The organism is Niveispirillum sp. GW835-FHT14G11 (genome assembly GCF_058793615.1).
In genome coordinates this window covers 277,069-292,837 of the sequence record NZ_JBXAFZ010000010.1, presented here as the reverse complement: position 1 = coordinate 292,837, position 15,769 = coordinate 277,069, and the positions used below count along the sequence as shown (strand labels likewise).

The window sequence follows — 15,769 nt, the reverse complement described above, 5'->3', positions numbered from 1 at the left end:
CCCCTTCCCCCCCCTGCCCGGATTGTCACCGGGCTTGGGATCGGACGTTACGCGGTCGGTGTGTTGGGGTCGAGGGGGACTTTGACCCGATGGCGCCGGATGGCACCCGCAAGGGTGGGGTGCGGGGCGGATTCTTTCAATCCGCGGACGCTTATGTTACGTGATTTTTAACCAATCCATATCCCGCCAAGCCGCACGACAAGGGGCCTGTCCAATGCGTCTGAACCTCAGCCTGAAGATCCTGCTGTCCAACCTGGCGATCCTGGCGCTGCTGCTGATCGCGGCCATCATCATGGCCTTAGGCGCCAACCAGCAGCGCGCCCAGGTGGCGGTGGCCAGGGCGGCGGCGGAACGGGCGGCGGATCAGGCCCTGACCCTGGTGACCATGGTCAAGGACATCCAGGCCAACGTGATGCGGGTGCAGCTGTGGCTGACCGATGTGTCGGCGACGCGCGGGCTGGAGGGGCTGGATACGGGCTTTGCGGAGGCGGAGAAGGCGCGCGACGACCTGGCGCGCACCATGGCGGCGGCCCGCAAGCATGCCACCGCGATGGGCGTGCCGGAGGTGGAGGCCGCACTGGGCCGGGTGGAGGGGTTCTTCGCCAACTTCTATGCCAAGGGCACGGCCATGGCGAAAGCCTATGTCAGCAGCGGGCCGGAGGTCGGCAACATGCTGATGGGCAATTTCGTGGGCGAGACGGACGGCATGTCGGCGGAGCTGGATGCCGTGGCCGCCGATGTGCGCAAGGTGGCGGACGCAGCCAAGGCCCGCATGCAGGCCGAACTGGCCGCCGCCGACGCCATCGCCGCCCGCCTGACCTGGCTGATCATGGCGCTGGCCGGGGTGGGGGTGGCCATCGCCGCCCTCGTGCTGCTGGCGCTGCGCGCCAATGTCGTGCTGCCGCTGGTCGGGCTGACCGATGCGCTGACCCGCATCGGACGCGGCGATCTGAAGGTGCCGGTGCCGGCCATGGCTGACCGCCATGACGAACTGGCCGAGATGGCCCACGCCTTGTCGGCGCTGCGCGAGGGGGCGCTGGAGAATGAGCGTCTGCGCGGGGAACAGCAGCGCGGCGAGGCGGAGGCGGAGCAGGCGCGGCGCGTGGCCCTGCGCAACATGGCCGAAACGGTGGAGTCGGAGAGTCGGGCCAGCGTCGACGGCATCGCCGTGGAAACGCATGAGATGGACGCGGCCGCCGCGTCGATGGCCGAGAGTGCGGCCCAGGTGCGCGACAGTGCCGCCAACGTGTCCACCGCCGCCATGCATGCGCTGGCCAATGCCCAGGCCGTGGCCAGCGCCACGGAGCAGCTGACGGCCTCGATCAACGAGATCAGCGCCCAGGTGGCCCATGCCACCAGCCTGTCGGGCGAGGCGGTGGAACGCAGCCGACGCACGCGCGGCACCATCGACAGCCTGTCCGACGTGGTGGAACAGATCGGCGGCGTGGCCAACCTGATCCGCGACATTGCCGAGCAGACCAACCTGCTGGCGCTGAACGCCACGATCGAGGCGGCGCGGGCCGGCGATGCCGGCAAGGGCTTTGCCGTGGTGGCGTCGGAGGTGAAGAACCTGGCCACCCAGACCACGCGGTCGACGGAGGAGATCACCGCCAAGATCCTGTTGATCCAGAATGTCACGGCCGAGGCGGTGATGGCCGTGGAGGGCATCGCCGATGCCATCCGCGCCATGGACGAGGTGTCGGCCGGCATCGCCGAGGCCATGGAGGAGCAGGCCGCCGCCACCAGCGAGATCAGCCGCAATGTCACGGAAACGGCCGAGGCCGCCCAGGAGGTGGCCAGCCGCATCGATACCGTGTCGCAGGAGGCGGGCAGCACAGGCGCCAAGGCCGTGGCCATGCGCGAGGTGGCGATGCGCATCGTCGGCTCCGTCAATGATCTGCGCCAGACCCTGGTGCGCGTGGTGCGCACCGCCACCGCCGACGTGGATCGTCGCCACGGGGCGCGTCATGTCGTGGACATGGAGGTGGCGGTGGAGATCGCCGGGGGCCGCCGCCAAGGCCGGTTGCTGAACATCTCCGCCGGCGGGGCGCTGCTGGATGGCTTGGCGCTGCCGGTGGGGGCGGAGGGCCGGCTGGTGGTGGGCGGCATGGAGGGCACGCTGCCGTTCCACGTGAAGACGCTGGACGGGCGGCAGAACGGCGTGGCCTTCACGCTGGACGAGGGTCAGAAGCTGTCGCTGGGCCATCGGCTGGTGGACCGGTTCGCGGCGTGATCGACCCGTTCCTGTAGCATATGCCGAAGGGGTCGTTGGTGGCCGACGGGGGCCGGTGATAGGATGGCTGACGCAGTTCCCGCATGGAGGAGCGCCGCCCATGTCCAGCCTCGACAGTGACAGCCTGTCCCCGCACGAAGCCGTTCTCCTGGCCCTGCAAGCGGTGGAGGGCGTGCGGGCCGGCACGGGGGAGGTGGCCTTGGACGCCGCCCTGCGCACCGCCCGTTATATGGCGCTGCGGCGGCGCTATCTGGTCAGCGACCAGGGCATCCGCGGCGGCAGCGTCATCCTGCGCGGCACCCGCATCACTGCCGCCTCCGTTGTCGCCCGCATCGACCATGGCGAGGCGCTGGGCGAGATCGCCGCGGAGAGCCCCGACATTCCCTCCGAAGCGTTCGAGGCGGCCCTGATCTTCGCCAAGGCGCAGAAGGCCAGCCGGTGTGAGCAGGTGGCGTGAGGTGATCATTGCCGCAGGCCAGGTCGAGGCCATTGATCTGGGCGGCTCCATTGCCGGCGCCTTATGGGGTTCGGGCTATTCCGACAGCAGGAATGTTGAGACGGCGATGATCCTGGTGCGACCATGGCGGCGGAGTGACAGGAGGTCCCGCTTGTCACCTGTGACCAGAAGATCGGCTTGTCCAGCCATGGACAACGCCAGCAGATAATTGTCGAACGGATCAGAGCAAATGTCGACCTTGGGCAAGGCCTCAATCAGGACGGCAAGGTCGCGCAATTCATTGATCAACCGGCCAGCCAAGGCGGGTGGCAAGCGTTCCCTGATCTTGGGATAGCGGGTGACCCGCCGCACCTCATCAAGCTGCTCATTGCAGGTCAGAAGGGTGAACCGCCCGTGCCGCCACAAGCTGATCAGTATAGCAGGGGGGGATCGGGGTGACAGCAGAGCGCTGATCAGGATGTTGGTATCGACGACCAGCCGCACAGGATCATCCGCGAGCGCGGGTAGCCGTTACCGCCTCATCCAACAAGGCATCAAGTTCATCGACCGGCAGATCTGCGAATTTCCCACGGGCCTCCGCCATGGTTTGATCCAGCACCCGCCATTTCACCGCTTCTTCAATGAATTTGGACAGGTCACCCTTCTTCATGCCGCGCTGTGCCAGATGGTGGCGCACCGTGTCGTCCGTGTCTTTCGAGACATCGATTGTCCAGCGGGCGATGTTGTCAGCCATGATGGAACTCCGGTACGCGTTCATTGAGATGTCACTCTATGCGCAGACGCCCGCCCCCTCAACTCCCCCTATAGGTCGAATAGCTCCAGGGGCTGAGCAGCAGGGGCACATGGTAATGCCCGTCGGCTTCGGCGATGGCGAAGCGGATGGGGATCTGGTCCAGAAACGGCGGGTCGGCCAGGGGCACGGCGTTGGTGCGGAAATAGTCCCCGGCATGGAACAGCAGTTCATACGCGCCCACGGGGATCGTATCGCCCGACAGCAGGGGGGCGTCGGTGCGGCCGTCATCGTTGGTCCAGACGTCGCGGACCAGGGTGCGCCCGCCATCCTCCAGACTGAACAATTGCACCCGCAACCCGGCCGCCGGACGGCCGGTGCTGGTGTCCAGGACATGGGTGCTCAGGCGGGCCATGTCGTGCTCACCAGTTCGGGTTGGTCGTAGGCTTTGAGATCGGCCAGGAAATGGTCCTGGTCGGCCAGCCACAGGTCGCGGATCAGGCCCTGGACCAGCCGCTGCACCCCGTATTTCATGCCGCTGATCGAGGCGCCGGACAGGCCCATGGACAGGGTGGCGCCGAAGGTGAAGTTGTGGATATTGGCCAGGTGCGGGGCGCATCCTGGCACGCGTTCGGTGAACTGGAAGGCGTCGCCCAGATAGGGGTAGCGGATCAGCAGCGGGTTGCCCTCCCCCCTGGGCGGGGTGAAGCGGTCGGCCCAGGTGGCGATATCCTTGGCAAAGGCCGCCACCTCCGGCCGGAACGCCGCTTCCACGATGAAACCGGTGCCCACCACCAGGAAGTCGAACGCCATCACGCCCTTGGGCGTGCCGACATGGATCTCGTTCCCGTCCATGCGCAGCCATTCCCAGGGACAGGAGGTATGGAAGGCGAAGTTGGGGTGCATGGCGCAGCGGTGGAACGTGTCCTGCGGTGGCGGCTGGTTCAGGTCGAAGATATGGCGCATGTAGCGCCAGCGGTTGAGATCGCCCATCGCCGCGAAATGGCCCAGGAAGCCGGAGAATTCCATCCAGCGATAGGGGTTGATGCGCGGCAGGTCGGGACGGCGCAGGCAGAGATCGACCGAGGCCACGCCCGCCTCCAGCGCGGTACCGGCATTGTCGAAGGCCGAGGCACCGGCCCCCAGCACGCCGATGCGCTTGCCCCGCAGCCGGTCGAAATCGATGAATTCCGAGGTGTGGGCATAGCGGTCCTCCGGCACCACGCCGCGGATGAAATCCGGCACATGCCAGCGCCCGGCCCCGTCGATGCCGGTGGCCAGCACCAGCTTGCGCGCCAGGATCAGGCGCTCTCCGGCCGGCGTGTCCACGGTCAGGCGCAGGATGCCGGTATCGTCTTCCGGATCAATGCGGACCAGATCATGCTGGTTGCGCACAGGGATGTTGAGGGTGGTTCGGTACCAGTCCAGGTAATCCTGCCAGACCTCCTTGGGCAGCTTGCCCAGCTGGGCCCAGGCGTCGATGCCGTACTTCGCCTCGTACCACGCCCTGGGTGTCAGGCTGGGCACGCCCAGATCGGGGCCGGTCAGGTGCTTGGGCGTGCGCAGGGTGATCATGCGGGCAAAGGTGGTCCATGGTCCCTCGTCCCCCGCCTTGTTGCGGTCGATGACCAGGATATTGCCCACCTTCTCCCGCATCAGGCCGAAGGCGGTGGCCAGACCGGCCTGGCCACCGCCGACGATGACCACGTCGAAGACATGCCCGTCCTTGTGTGGGCGCGCCGGCACCCAGGGGCGGGCCGGGTAATCCAGCAGGGTCAGATCACGGGCGACCTGGGCCTCCAGGGCCGCCAAACCAGTGTGGCTGCCAATGTCACTCATGTCCCAAGAAGCCCCTCCAGGCGGAATTTGGCGATCTTGGCGACTTCTCCCAATGCTGTTTTCAATTCCACGGCGGGATCGTTGTCCAGCCGGGTGGCCAGGGCGGCCTTGATGCTGTCCCTGGTATTCTCCTTCACCGCGATGATGAAGGGAAAGCCGAAGCGTTCACGATAGGCCGCATTATGCCGGTCGAACCAGTCATAGTCGGCATCCGACAGCTGGTCCAGGCCCAAGCCCGCCTGTTCCGCCGTGCTGTGCGCCGTCAGCCCGCCGCCGCGCGCCAGCTTGCCGGCCAGATCGGGATGGGCGCGCAACAGGGCCAGCTGGGCCGCATGGCCGGCATCCCGCACTGTGCGCACCATGGCATTGTGCAGTGCAACAATATCGGCGAAGGGCCTGGCCTCATACGCCGTCTCCGCCACCCAGGGGCTGTTCTCCCAGATCGCCGCCAGCAGCCGCACGAAATCGGCGTGCGGCAAGGCGTTCAGCATCTGTGGCGTGGGGTGGGCGGGGTTGTGTTCTCTATCATCGACCATGTCCCATGGTGCCACGGATTTTCTTGTGCGCAAGCGAAACGATGCGCAACATCATTGCGGTGACAGGGTCTATCCCCCAGGGGCAAGGAGGTGACGCATGCAGCAGGACTATCCCCGCGACCTGATCGGCTATGGCGCCCATCCCCCCCACCCGCGCTGGCCGGGGGATGCCCGCATCGCCGTGCAGATCGTGATGAATTACGAGGAGGGCGGGGAGAATTGCCTGCTGCATGGCGATCCCCATTCGGAGGCGTACCTGCAGGAGGTGGTGGGGACCCAGCCGCTGATGGGGCAGCGCAACCTGTCGGTGGAGTCGGTCTATGAATATGGCAGCCGGGCGGGGTTCTGGCGGCTGATGCGGCTGTTCGACCGGTATGGCATCAAGATCACCTGCTACGCCGTGGCCATGGCGCTGGCCCGCCATCCGGATGCCGCCAAGGCCATGGTGGCGGCGGGGCACGAGATCGCGTCGCATGGCTGGCGCTGGATCGATTACCAGAATGTGCCGGAGGATGTGGAGCGCGCGCATATGCGGCTTGCCATCGACACGATCCGCGACCTGACCGGAGAGCGGCCGCTGGGCTGGTACACGGGCCGCACGGGGCCGAACACAAGGCGGCTGGTGGTGGAGGAGGGCGGGTTCCTTTATGACGCGGATGCCTATGATGACGACCTGCCCTATTGGCTGCGGCCGGGCACCTATCCGGGGCAGACGGCGCCGCATCTGGTCATCCCCTATACGCTGGACGTCAATGACATGAAGTTCGGCACGGCCCAGGGCTTCAACCAGGGCGATGATTTCTTCACCTATGCCAGGGATGCCTTCGACGCGCTGTATGCGGAGGGGGAAACGGCGCCGAAAATGATGTCGGTGGGGCTGCACACCCGCCTGATCGGCCGGCCGGGGCGGGTGCGGGGGCTGGAGCGGTTCCTGGACCATGTCATGGTGCATGACAAGGTGTGGGTGGCGCGGCGGGTGGATATCGCCCGGCACTGGCGGGCGGTGCATCCGTGGGGCAAGGTGACGGGCAATGGTGTCGCGGAAATTTAAGGTGGCCACGATTTGGCGGCAGATGCGCGGCTTCGTCATTGCAGTGACGACAGGCACCGTTTTTGTCATATTGATACCATTTATAATCCTTCTCTTTTTTATTGTTACCGACACATGGTGGAATATTGGGGGAAAGCTCCTGTTCCTTGCCGCCATCGTCGGCTTGCCCTTGGCGACCAATATACTCGCCTCATTGGTGATCGGCCTGCCTTTGACGTGGTTTCTCCGCCGCATAGGCAGGGAATATTGGGTGATCTATCTGGCGGCGGGAGCCATATTCGGGTTCCTGATCGTCCACACCGTTATGATGCTTGCGTTCGGGGAAAACACAGGGCGTTTCATGCCTGTCCTGGGAGCGCTGAGCGGCGGGGTAACGGGCCTGATCTGGTGGGCAGCTCGACGCGACGCTATAAGCATGGACGCGTTCTTCACGCAACCGGGGATCGATTTCCCCGACCGCGAGCAGCCGGCGATGCAAGAGCGTGAGCCGCTTGCATCCGATGTCGGTGACGAGCGACCAGAAGACTGAGCCTGGAGGTTGTCCGGTTAAGATAGAACCAGCCTTCTCGCCTTCCCGGTGACAACCCCATAGGCGCAAAGTTCAGGCCGTAGTTGCATTCCCCGGGATCATATTTCCCGCCTTCCCGGCGCAGGCCGGGACCCAGGGGCCACGTGCCCTACCTATCGGCAGATCCGATCAAAGCAGCTTGGAGGTTTGATCCTGTGGCCCCTGGGTCCCGGCTTTCGCCGGGAAGGCGGAAGAGAAGATTCTATCTAAACATGACACGTATCAGCGCGCCTCGCGCACCTCCGCGAAGTCGCTGTCGACCTCGTGCAACTCTCCCAGCTCGCCCCGCGCCCGCGCCTTGCGGCCATAGACCAGTTCGAACAAGGGTGAGGCCATGAGCGTGGTGATGATGGCCATCAGCACCAGCATGGAGAACAAAGCCGGGCCGATGATGCCCTTCTGCAGGCCGATATTGATGATGATCAGTTCCATCAGGCCGCGCGCATTCATCAGGGCGCCGATGCCCAGGGCGGTGGCGTTGTCCTGGCCCGTCAGGCGGGCGGCGGCCCAGCAGGCTCCGCCCTTGGCCAGGACCGACGCCGCCAGGATGCCGAGCGTCACCAGCACCAGGCCGATATTGTCCACCAGGGTCAACTGGGTATGCAGGCCGGAATAAGTGAAGAACATCGGCAGCAGGACCACCACGGCGAACGGTTCCAGTTGCTTGCGCAGTTCGGTGGCCAGCACGCCGCGCGGCATGACACAGCCCAGCAGGAAGCCGCCGAACACCGCATGGATGCCGGCCGCATCCATGGCCCAGGCCGACAGCAGGAACAGGACCAGCACAATGCCCAGGGTGGAATGGCTGACCTTGCCCTCCCGCTCCGCCTTGGCGCCCAGCGGTGCCAGCAGGCGGGGCCCCAGGGTCAGCATGAAGAGGGCGAAGGCGGCACCGCCGCCGATGGCCTTCACCGCCACCATCGGCCCGTCGCCGAAGGTGGCCAGCACGATGGCCAGCACCGTCCAGGCGCCGGCATCATCGATGGCGCCGGCCGACAACGACAGGGTGCCCAGGGGTGTGCCCGACAGGCCGCGTTCATGGATGATGCGGGCCAGCATGGGGAAGGCCGTGATGGCGATGCAGGCGCCCATGAACAAGGTGGTCTGGGGCAGTGTCAGGTTCTCGTTGAACAGCCCATGGCTCATCAGCCAGGGGGTGATCAGGATGGCCAGCAGGAAGGGGGCGGCCATGCCCGACAGCGACACCGCCGCCGCACTGCCGGCATTGGACTTGAAATGATCGCCCCGGAAGCCCAGCCCCACCAGGAACATGTAGAGCCCCACACCGAACTGCGCGCCCACGAACAGCACCGCCTTCGATTCCTTGGGAAACAGCATTCCCTGCGCTTCGGGCCAGAACAGCCCCAGCAGGGACGGCCCCAGGATGACGCCGGCAATCATCTCCCCCACCACCTGGGGCTGGCCCAGATAGCGCTTGGCCAGCCAGCCGACCCCCCGGCAGGCGATGATGATCACGGCCAATTGCAGAAAGAATACCACACTGAGCTGTGCTGGTGTCATGAGCCCCTGTCCTCCCATCGGACAACGTTGTCTGAAACGCGTTGGCCGCGTCCTTCACTTCTCTTGATCCCCATGGCTATATCAGCGCTGTCATCCCAGGGATAGCGCCGATGTTTTCCATCCGGAATTTAGGCGCACCTGCCTGAAAGGGTTCCGTCCGGTTCGCTCGAGGCCCGGCCCCCAAGTCGTTGCGGCGCAATATGTGGATGCTGCATGTCACAAAACTGTCATAGTGCATTCTGTACTTCACCTTGCTGTGGTCAATCTGCATCACCGTCATGGTCATGTCACACCAGCGACCTGCACCATCTTGAAAGCCGGCGCCGCCCACTCCATGCTGTAACGCAACATGGCATGTTGGACCCGGCTGGGGCGACCTGGGCGGGTTTTTCCATGCGCAATTACGACGAACGTTCCTCAGGCCAACAGAGAAGGAACGGCGTCTCGGACTGGAATCGACGCTGGCGGCACGAACCGCCGCAAACAAGTTGGCTCTGAAGGGGGCATTCCATAATGCGTAAAGGCAATCCGTCTCTTGTCCGGCTGCTGGCCGGCGCCACCAGCCTCGTCGCCCTGTCCATGGCGGCGCCGGCCGCCGTGCAGGCCCAGGCCGTCCTGGATGAGATCATCGTCACGGCGACCAAGCGCGCCGAGAACCAGCAGCAGGTGCCGGTGTCCGTGGGCACCGTGTCCGGCGACAAGCTGGGGGCTGTCCTGTCCGGTGGCGTCGACCTGCTGGCCTTGTCGGCCCAGGTCCCCAGCCTCTATGTCGAATCGACCTTCGCCCGCACCTTCCCGCGCTTTTATATCCGCGGCCTGGGTAACAGCGATTTCGACCTGACCTCCACCCAGCCCGTCGGTTTGGTGATCGACGAGGTGGTGCAGGAGAACCCCATGCTGCGCGGCTTCCCCGTCTTCGATGTGGAACGGGTGGAAGTGCTGCGCGGGCCGCAGGGCACGCTGTTCGGCCGCAACACGCCGGCCGGTACCGTCAGCTTCATCTCCAAGAAGCCGACCCAGGACACCTCGGGCTATCTGAACGCCAGCTATGGGTCAAAGAACACCATCGGGGCGGAGGGCGCCATCGGTGGTGCCTTGATCGACGGCATCCTGTCGGCCCGCCTGTCGATGAAATATGACCGCAAGGACGATTTCATCGACAACACCTATACGGGTGAGAAGGACGCCATCGGCGGCCATAATGAGGTCGCGGCCCGCCTGCAGCTGGCCTATGAGAAGGGCCCGCTGTCGGCCCTGTTCAACGCCCATGCCCGTGACTTGGACGGCTCGGCCCGCGTGTTCGTGGCCAATGCCATCACCAAGGGCAGCAACGACCTGTCCTCGACCTTCTCGCGCAACTCGGTGTTCCAGAACGGCCAGAACGACGCCAGCGTGTCCAGCCAGGGCGGCAGCCTGAAGCTGGAATATGATTTCGACGGCATCCTGCTGACCTCCATCACCGGTTACGAGACAGTGGAGGTCTATACGCGCGGCGATATCGATGGCGGCGTGGCCGGCACCGGCCCCGGCTTCATCCCGTTCGACAGCGAGACGGCCGATGCCGTGCCCGACCATGCGCAATGGACCCAGGAACTGCGCCTGTCCAACGCCGATGGCGAGCGGTTCCGCTGGCAGGGTGGCCTGTTCTATTTCAACGAGGACGTGACGGCCCACGGCTTCGCCTATGGCAACGCCGCCGACCCGCGCGGCATTTCCATCTTCACCAACAGCCGTCAGGAGACCAAGACCTGGGCGGTGTTCGGCCAAGCCAGCTATGACCTGACCGAGCAGGTGACCCTGACCGGTGGCGTGCGCTACAATGACGAGGAAAAGGACTTCACCGTCGTCCGCACCATGCCGGGCGTGCCGGGTTCCACGGCCGGCAATGCCGACCTGACCGATGGTCAGGTGACCTGGGATGCCAGCCTGACCTATAAGGCCACGGACGACGTCAACCTGTTCGCCCGCATCGCCAACGGCTATCGCGCGCCGTCGATCCAGAGCCGGCCGCTGTTCTATTTCGGCAACAATATCAACCGCGACGCCTTGTCGGTGGCCAAGGCCGAGACGCTGATGTCGTATGAAGCCGGTATCAAGTCGGACCTGTGGGAACGCAAGGCCCGCCTGAACGTCACCGCCTTCTATACCGATATCGAGGATCAGCAGTTCACCGCCGTCGGCGGTGCGTCGAACAACAATACCCTGATCAATGCCAAGGGCGGCGAGGGCTATGGGTTCGAGGCCGAACTGGAACTGCTGCCGACCGACAATCTGCTGCTGACCGGTGGCTTGTCCTATAACCACACCGAAATCAAGGATGCCACGCTGCGCATCCCGGTCTGTGGTGGCGGTTGCACGGTCACCGACCCGGTGTCGGGCGGCTTCGCCCAGTTGGACGGCAATTCCTTCCCCAACGCGCCCAAGTGGATCTTCTCCGCCACGGCCCGGTATGGGATTCCGGTGGATTCGGGTGAGTTCTATGTGTTCACCGACTGGAACTATCGCTCCAAGGTCAATTTCTTCCTGTACACGTCGGAGGAATTCTATTCCGACAGCAAGCTGGAAGGCGGCCTGAAGGTCGGTTACGTGTCGGATGACGAGAAGTTCGGTCTGGCCGTGTTCGGCCGCAACATCACCAACGAGAAGTCGCTGGAAGGCGCCATCGACTTCAACAACCTGACCGGCATCGTCAACCAGGCGCCGTTCTATGGCGTGGAACTGACGTCGAAGTTCTAAACCTGCCTTGGCAGGTTTAGAGTCTTGCCTGTTCCCTCAGGCGCCGGGCGCCGCCATCCGGCGGCTTGGCTTACGCGGCACGTGCCGCGCGGCGGCAGTCGCCGCCGGAGCGGTTTCCGGGAAGACGGAAACCGCTCTGCCTGAGATTGTTCTGATCGTGTGGAGGGGCCGTGCCGGGTGACCGGCGCGGCCTCTTTCATACTGGGGCGACGGCCCTGTACCGTTCCCACCACAGGGTGCGCGCCGTTGCCTCATCCACCACGATGATCGGATCGGTCCACAGCTTGCCGCGGTAATTGCCGCCAATGTCGCGCCGCGCCAGCTTTTCCGGCCAGCCCATCAGCTGGATGGCCTCCGATATCGCGATGATCTTGTCGGCCTTCTTGATCAGGTCGGTCTGGGCGGGCGGCAGCGGCCAGGGCAGGCCGGCGGCCAGGAACAGGGCGCGGTCCAGCCGTGCCTTGACCTCTTTCAACCCCGCCGTTGCGAACAGCTTGCCATAGGGCGTGACCACGTCGCCCAAGCCGCCGCCCTCATGCAGATCATGCATCAGCGCCGCCAGCCGCAGGGTTGGCGGGGCGTCGGGCGCCAGCAGGGTGACCAGCACCTGTTCCAGCAGCACCGAATGCTGAAGCACGTTATAGGCCAGCGGCCCTTGCGTCTGCCCGCCCCAGCGGGCCACGCGGGAGGCACCCGTCACCCAATCCTCCAGCACGATATCGGCGGGGGAGGGATCATACAGATTGACCCAGCGCCCTGACCGCATCAGCAGGTTGGTGCGGGGCGCGTCGAGATGGTTGGGGACGGGGGAGGGCATGGGTGGCGGCCGTGGGGAAGGGGGGCCCATGGCAGCATCCGACGCCGGGTGGCGTCAAGGAAAACGCCGGCCTGGACGGTCAGTCAGCCATGATGGCGCGGGCGCCGGCAGCGATGAAGGCACTGCGGGTCATGGAGCGCCCGGTGGCGGCGGCATCGATGGCCGCCAGCAGACCCTCATCAAGGCTGATCTGCACCCGCACGCTTTTGCCCGGGGTTTCGCACCGCACGAGGATACGGCCCGCTTCAACCACCTCCGGATCGCTGGGAAGATCATCCATCGCCGTGGGCATGGGGATCGACCCCTGCCAATGCGTCAGATGCATGGCCAAGGCCTTTTCGGCATCGACCATCAATTCGTCCCAGGTCGCGCCATGGGCGATGCAGACCGGCAGATCGGGAAAGGTCGCGTACAACCCATCGCTGCTGCGCTCCACGATGGCCGGGTAATAACGGGTGGGCATTCTGCAATCTCCTTTCAGGCGGGGGCGAGCCGGGCTTACCGGAGCTTGATCCCCGCCTTTCGCTCAATCTGCTTCACGGTGCCGACGGGCAGGTCCTTTTTCGGGTGTGGAACGGTGACCACCAGCGGGTTCCCCTTCTTTCCCAATGTGACATGTGACCCGGTTTGCTCCTTGATCACCCACCCCGCCGCCCGCAGGGCGTCGATCACATCGCTGCTGCTGATGGTCTTGCCCATGGCGTCGTCACTTGGTTCAGTGTGTATTGATACACATAATTGCGGGCGATGGCAAGGACGGCAGCCTCAGTCCAAGATCCCCGGCAGGTCCAGCCCCTTCTCCCGCGCACAGTCCCGGGCGATCTCGTAGCCGGCGTCGGCGTGGCGCATGACGCCGGTGGCCGGGTCGTTCCACAGCACGCGGCCCAGACGGCGGGCCGCCGCCTCGGTGCCGTCGGCGACGATGACCACGCCGCTATGCTGGGAGAAGCCCATGCCCACACCGCCGCCATGGTGCAGCGACACCCAGGTGGCGCCGGACGCGGTGTTGAGCAGCGCGTTCAGCAAGGGCCAGTCCGAGACGGCGTCGGAGCCGTCCATCATCGCCTCGGTCTCGCGGTTGGGCGAGGCGACGGAGCCGCTGTCCAGATGGTCGCGGCCGATGACGATGGGGGCCTTCAGCTCGCCGTTCGCCACCATCTCGTTAAAGGCCAGGGCCAGCCGGTGGCGGTCGCCCAGGCCGACCCAGCAGATGCGGGCAGGCAGACCCTGGAACTTGATCCTTTCCCGCGCCATGTCCAGCCAGTGATGCAGGTGGGCGTTGTCGGGCAGCAGTTCCTTCACCTTGGCGTCGGTCTTGTAGATATCGTCGGGATCACCCGACAGGGCCGCCCAGCGGAACGGGCCGATGCCCCGGCAGAACAGCGGGCGGATATAGGCCGGTACGAATCCCGGGAAGGCGAAGGCGTCGGTGACACCTTCTTCCAGCGCCATCTGACGGATATTGTTGCCATAATCGAAGGTCGGCACGCCGGCGGCGTGGAAATCCAGCATGGCCCGGACCTGTACGGCCATCGACGCGCGGGCGGCGCTTTCCACGCCCTTGGGGTCCTCTTCCCTTCCCTTGGCCCATTGATCCAGGGTCCAGCCGGCGGGCAGGTAGCCGTTGATCGGGTCATGGGCCGACGTCTGGTCGGTGACGGCATCGGGGCGCACACCACGGCGGACCAGTTCGGGGAACACATCCGCGGCATTGCCCAGCAGGCCGACGGAGACGGGCGACCTGGCATCGGCGATGATGGCCAAAGCCTCATCCAGACTGTGGGTGGCGCGGTCCAGATATCCCGTGCGCAGGCGCATGTCGATGCGCGAAGGTTGGCATTCCACCGCCAGACAGGAGGCGCCGGCCATCACGGCGGCGAGCGGCTGGGCCCCGCCCATGCCGCCCAGCCCGCCGGTCAGGATCCAGCGACCCGACAGGTCGCCGCCATAATGGCGCCGGCCCATCTCCACAAAGGTTTCATAGGTGCCCTGGACGATGCCCTGGGTGCCGATATAGATCCAGCTGCCGGCCGTCATCTGGCCGTACATCATCAGGCCCTTGGCATCCAGCTCGTGGAAATTGTCCCAGGTGGCCCAGTGCGGGACGAGGTTGGAATTGGCGATCAGGACGCGCGGCGCATCTTCATGGGTGCGGAACACGCCCACCGGCTTGCCCGACTGCACCAGCAGGGTCTGATCATCCTCAAGCTTCTTCAGGGCATCGACGATGCGGTCGAAGCTGGCCCAGTCGCGCGCCGCGCGGCCGATGCCGCCATAGACCACCAGTTCCTCCGGCCGTTCCGCGACGTCGGGGTCCAAATTGTTCATCAGCATGCGCAGGGCGGCTTCGGTCAGCCAGGACTTGGCCTGGAGTTCGGTGCCATGGGCGGCGCGGATCACGCGGCTATTGTCGGTGCGGTTCATTGCTTTACGTCCCCATGGGTCGCCCAGCCGATGCAGGCGTTCAGGATGCGGGTCAGCGCCTTTACCATCGGGGCGGCATAGGCGGCGTCGAAGGAGGGGGGCCAATTGTCGGGCGCCAGATCGTCTTCCGGCTCCATGATGTAGCCGCGGCAGGCCAGTTCCATCTGAACGGCATGCACGCCCTTGGCCGGCTGGCCGTAATGGCGGGTGATGTGGCCGCCCTTGAAACGGCCATTGGTGACGCGGGTGAATTGTGTGACGTCACACGCCGCCTCGATCATCCTGGTCAGGCCGGGATCGCAGCTTTTGCCCTCGAACGTGCCGATATTGAAATGCGGCAGGGCACCGTCGAACAGGCGCGGCACGAAGGACCGGATGGAATGGCAGTCATACAGCACGACGCGCGGATAGGCGCGGCGCAGGCGCAAGATCTCCGCCATCAATGCGGCGTGATAGGGGGCGTGGAACAGTTCGCGCCGCCGCAGGGTCTCCATGGCGTCGGGCTCCCGGCCCGGCAGGTACAAAGGTTCGCCATCGAAGCTGGTCAGCGGACAGAGATCGGTCGTCGCCTGTCCGGGATAGAGCGAGGCGCCGTCGGGCGGACGGTTGACGTCGATCATGGTGCGGGACAGCGTCGTCTGCACGACGGTCGCCCCCAGCATGCGGGCGAAGAAATAGAGCTGATCCACCCACCAGTCGGCATCCTTGCGCGCCAGCCAGGGGTCGGCCAGGGTCTCCTCCACATCCTCATCGATCTCCGTGCCGGCATGCGGGATGGAGAGGATGAGGGGGGCGTCGCCTTGATGGATGATCAGCCAGTCGGGTGTTTCGGTCATGTTATTGCACTTTCCGCCGAC

The 15,769-nt window shown here is 65.3% G+C and carries 16 protein-coding genes; 5 read left to right on the top strand and 11 right to left on the bottom strand.

Translation table 11 applies throughout. The annotated features are described in order from the left end of the window. Window positions 1-214 precede the first annotated feature (214 nt). Complete coding sequence (locus AC1Q7F_RS19715; RefSeq protein WP_492509994.1) at window positions 215-2,233, top strand: methyl-accepting chemotaxis protein; 2,019 nt, start codon at window positions 215-217, stop codon at window positions 2,231-2,233. A gap of 100 nt (window positions 2,234-2,333) precedes the next feature. Then, entirely contained in the window at window positions 2,334-2,690 is a 357-nt protein-coding gene (locus tag AC1Q7F_RS19710) for a DUF433 domain-containing protein (protein WP_492509992.1), read from the top strand. 75 nt (window positions 2,691-2,765) lie between these two features. Here AC1Q7F_RS19710 and AC1Q7F_RS19705 read toward each other — a convergent pair whose 3' ends face one another. Genes AC1Q7F_RS19705 through uraD form a run of 5 tightly spaced genes read right to left on the bottom strand, consistent with a single transcriptional unit; the run spans window position 2,766 to window position 5,795 of the window. After that, window positions 2,766-3,173, bottom strand: a complete 408-nt coding sequence (locus AC1Q7F_RS19705) for a putative toxin-antitoxin system toxin component, PIN family (RefSeq protein WP_492509990.1) — start codon at window positions 3,171-3,173, stop codon at window positions 2,766-2,768. A gap of 4 nt (window positions 3,174-3,177) precedes the next feature. Continuing rightward, entirely contained in the window at window positions 3,178-3,423 is a 246-nt protein-coding gene (locus tag AC1Q7F_RS19700) for a ribbon-helix-helix domain-containing protein (protein ID WP_492509988.1), read from the bottom strand. 58 nt (window positions 3,424-3,481) lie between these two features. Beyond that, entirely contained in the window at window positions 3,482-3,835 is a 354-nt protein-coding gene (uraH, locus tag AC1Q7F_RS19695) for a hydroxyisourate hydrolase (RefSeq protein WP_492509986.1), read from the bottom strand. Next, window positions 3,823-5,259, bottom strand: coding sequence for an NAD(P)-binding domain-containing protein (locus AC1Q7F_RS19690; RefSeq protein ID WP_492509984.1), 1,437 nt, complete (start codon window positions 5,257-5,259; stop codon window positions 3,823-3,825). The genes uraH and AC1Q7F_RS19690 overlap by 13 nt, the downstream gene beginning before the upstream one ends. Further along, a complete protein-coding gene (gene uraD, locus AC1Q7F_RS19685) occupies window positions 5,256-5,795 on the bottom strand; it encodes a 2-oxo-4-hydroxy-4-carboxy-5-ureidoimidazoline decarboxylase (protein ID WP_492509982.1) in 540 nt (179 codons plus the stop codon). Before uraD ends, AC1Q7F_RS19690 begins: the two co-directional genes overlap by 4 nt. Window positions 5,796-5,892: 97 nt before the next feature. Between uraD and puuE the strand changes: the two genes are divergently transcribed. Both puuE and AC1Q7F_RS19675 read left to right on the top strand, forming a co-directional pair. Then, a complete protein-coding gene (gene puuE, locus AC1Q7F_RS19680; RefSeq protein WP_492509980.1) occupies window positions 5,893-6,846 on the top strand; it encodes an allantoinase PuuE in 954 nt (317 codons plus the stop codon). 1 nt (window position 6,847) lies between these two features. Next, window positions 6,848-7,375, top strand: a complete 528-nt coding sequence (locus tag AC1Q7F_RS19675; RefSeq protein WP_492509978.1) for a hypothetical protein — start codon at window positions 6,848-6,850, stop codon at window positions 7,373-7,375. Between the two features lie 261 nt (window positions 7,376-7,636). Here AC1Q7F_RS19675 and AC1Q7F_RS19670 read toward each other — a convergent pair whose 3' ends face one another. After that, window positions 7,637-8,935, bottom strand: coding sequence for a cation:proton antiporter (locus AC1Q7F_RS19670; RefSeq protein ID WP_492509976.1), 1,299 nt, complete (start codon window positions 8,933-8,935; stop codon window positions 7,637-7,639). 513 nt (window positions 8,936-9,448) lie between these two features. Here AC1Q7F_RS19670 and AC1Q7F_RS19665 point away from each other — a divergent pair. Beyond that, the gene (locus tag AC1Q7F_RS19665; protein WP_492509974.1) at window positions 9,449-11,671 is read left to right on the top strand and encodes a TonB-dependent receptor; all 2,223 of its coding nucleotides are present in this window, start codon (window positions 9,449-9,451) and stop codon (window positions 11,669-11,671) included. Window positions 11,672-11,867: 196 nt separating this feature from the next. On the opposite strand, the gene AC1Q7F_RS19660 is transcribed toward AC1Q7F_RS19665, so the two are convergent. The 5 genes from AC1Q7F_RS19660 to hutG all read right to left on the bottom strand — a co-directional run bounded on the left by AC1Q7F_RS19660 (window position 11,868) and on the right by hutG (window position 15,748). After that, window positions 11,868-12,488: a hypothetical protein gene (locus AC1Q7F_RS19660; RefSeq protein ID WP_492509972.1), complete on the bottom strand. Its 621-nt coding sequence runs from the start codon at window positions 12,486-12,488 to the stop codon at window positions 11,868-11,870. 79 nt (window positions 12,489-12,567) lie between these two features. After that, window positions 12,568-12,951: a type II toxin-antitoxin system HicB family antitoxin gene (locus AC1Q7F_RS19655; RefSeq protein ID WP_492509970.1), complete on the bottom strand. Its 384-nt coding sequence runs from the start codon at window positions 12,949-12,951 to the stop codon at window positions 12,568-12,570. A 35-nt stretch (window positions 12,952-12,986) separates the two neighbouring features. Next, entirely contained in the window at window positions 12,987-13,187 is a 201-nt protein-coding gene (locus AC1Q7F_RS19650; RefSeq protein WP_492509968.1) for a type II toxin-antitoxin system HicA family toxin, read from the bottom strand. Between the two features lie 66 nt (window positions 13,188-13,253). Beyond that, window positions 13,254-14,912: a urocanate hydratase gene (hutU, locus tag AC1Q7F_RS19645; protein WP_492509966.1), complete on the bottom strand. Its 1,659-nt coding sequence runs from the start codon at window positions 14,910-14,912 to the stop codon at window positions 13,254-13,256. Further along, complete coding sequence (gene hutG / locus AC1Q7F_RS19640) at window positions 14,909-15,748, bottom strand: N-formylglutamate deformylase (protein ID WP_492509964.1); 840 nt, start codon at window positions 15,746-15,748, stop codon at window positions 14,909-14,911. Before hutG ends, hutU begins: the two co-directional genes overlap by 4 nt. Window positions 15,749-15,769: the final 21 nt, after the last annotated feature.

Coding starts and splice junctions, on each gene's coding strand:
- AC1Q7F_RS19715 (WP_492509994.1), top strand. CDS start 215: ATGCGTCTGAACCTCAGCCTGAAGATCCTGCTGTCCAACCTGGCGATC.
- AC1Q7F_RS19710 (WP_492509992.1), top strand. CDS start 2,334: ATGTCCAGCCTCGACAGTGACAGCCTGTCCCCGCACGAAGCCGTTCTC.
- AC1Q7F_RS19700 (WP_492509988.1), bottom strand. CDS start 3,423: ATGGCTGACAACATCGCCCGCTGGACAATCGATGTCTCGAAAGACACG.
- uraH (WP_492509986.1), bottom strand. CDS start 3,835: ATGGCCCGCCTGAGCACCCATGTCCTGGACACCAGCACCGGCCGTCCG.
- AC1Q7F_RS19690 (WP_492509984.1), bottom strand. CDS start 5,259: ATGAGTGACATTGGCAGCCACACTGGTTTGGCGGCCCTGGAGGCCCAG.
- uraD (WP_492509982.1), bottom strand. CDS start 5,795: ATGGTCGATGATAGAGAACACAACCCCGCCCACCCCACGCCACAGATG.
- puuE (WP_492509980.1), top strand. CDS start 5,893: ATGCAGCAGGACTATCCCCGCGACCTGATCGGCTATGGCGCCCATCCC.
- AC1Q7F_RS19670 (WP_492509976.1), bottom strand. CDS start 8,935: ATGACACCAGCACAGCTCAGTGTGGTATTCTTTCTGCAATTGGCCGTG.
- AC1Q7F_RS19665 (WP_492509974.1), top strand. CDS start 9,449: ATGCGTAAAGGCAATCCGTCTCTTGTCCGGCTGCTGGCCGGCGCCACC.
- AC1Q7F_RS19660 (WP_492509972.1), bottom strand. CDS start 12,488: ATGCCCTCCCCCGTCCCCAACCATCTCGACGCGCCCCGCACCAACCTG.
- AC1Q7F_RS19655 (WP_492509970.1), bottom strand. CDS start 12,951: ATGCCCACCCGTTATTACCCGGCCATCGTGGAGCGCAGCAGCGATGGG.
- AC1Q7F_RS19650 (WP_492509968.1), bottom strand. CDS start 13,187: ATGGGCAAGACCATCAGCAGCAGCGATGTGATCGACGCCCTGCGGGCG.
- hutU (WP_492509966.1), bottom strand. CDS start 14,912: ATGAACCGCACCGACAATAGCCGCGTGATCCGCGCCGCCCATGGCACC.
- hutG (WP_492509964.1), bottom strand. CDS start 15,748: ATGACCGAAACACCCGACTGGCTGATCATCCATCAAGGCGACGCCCCC.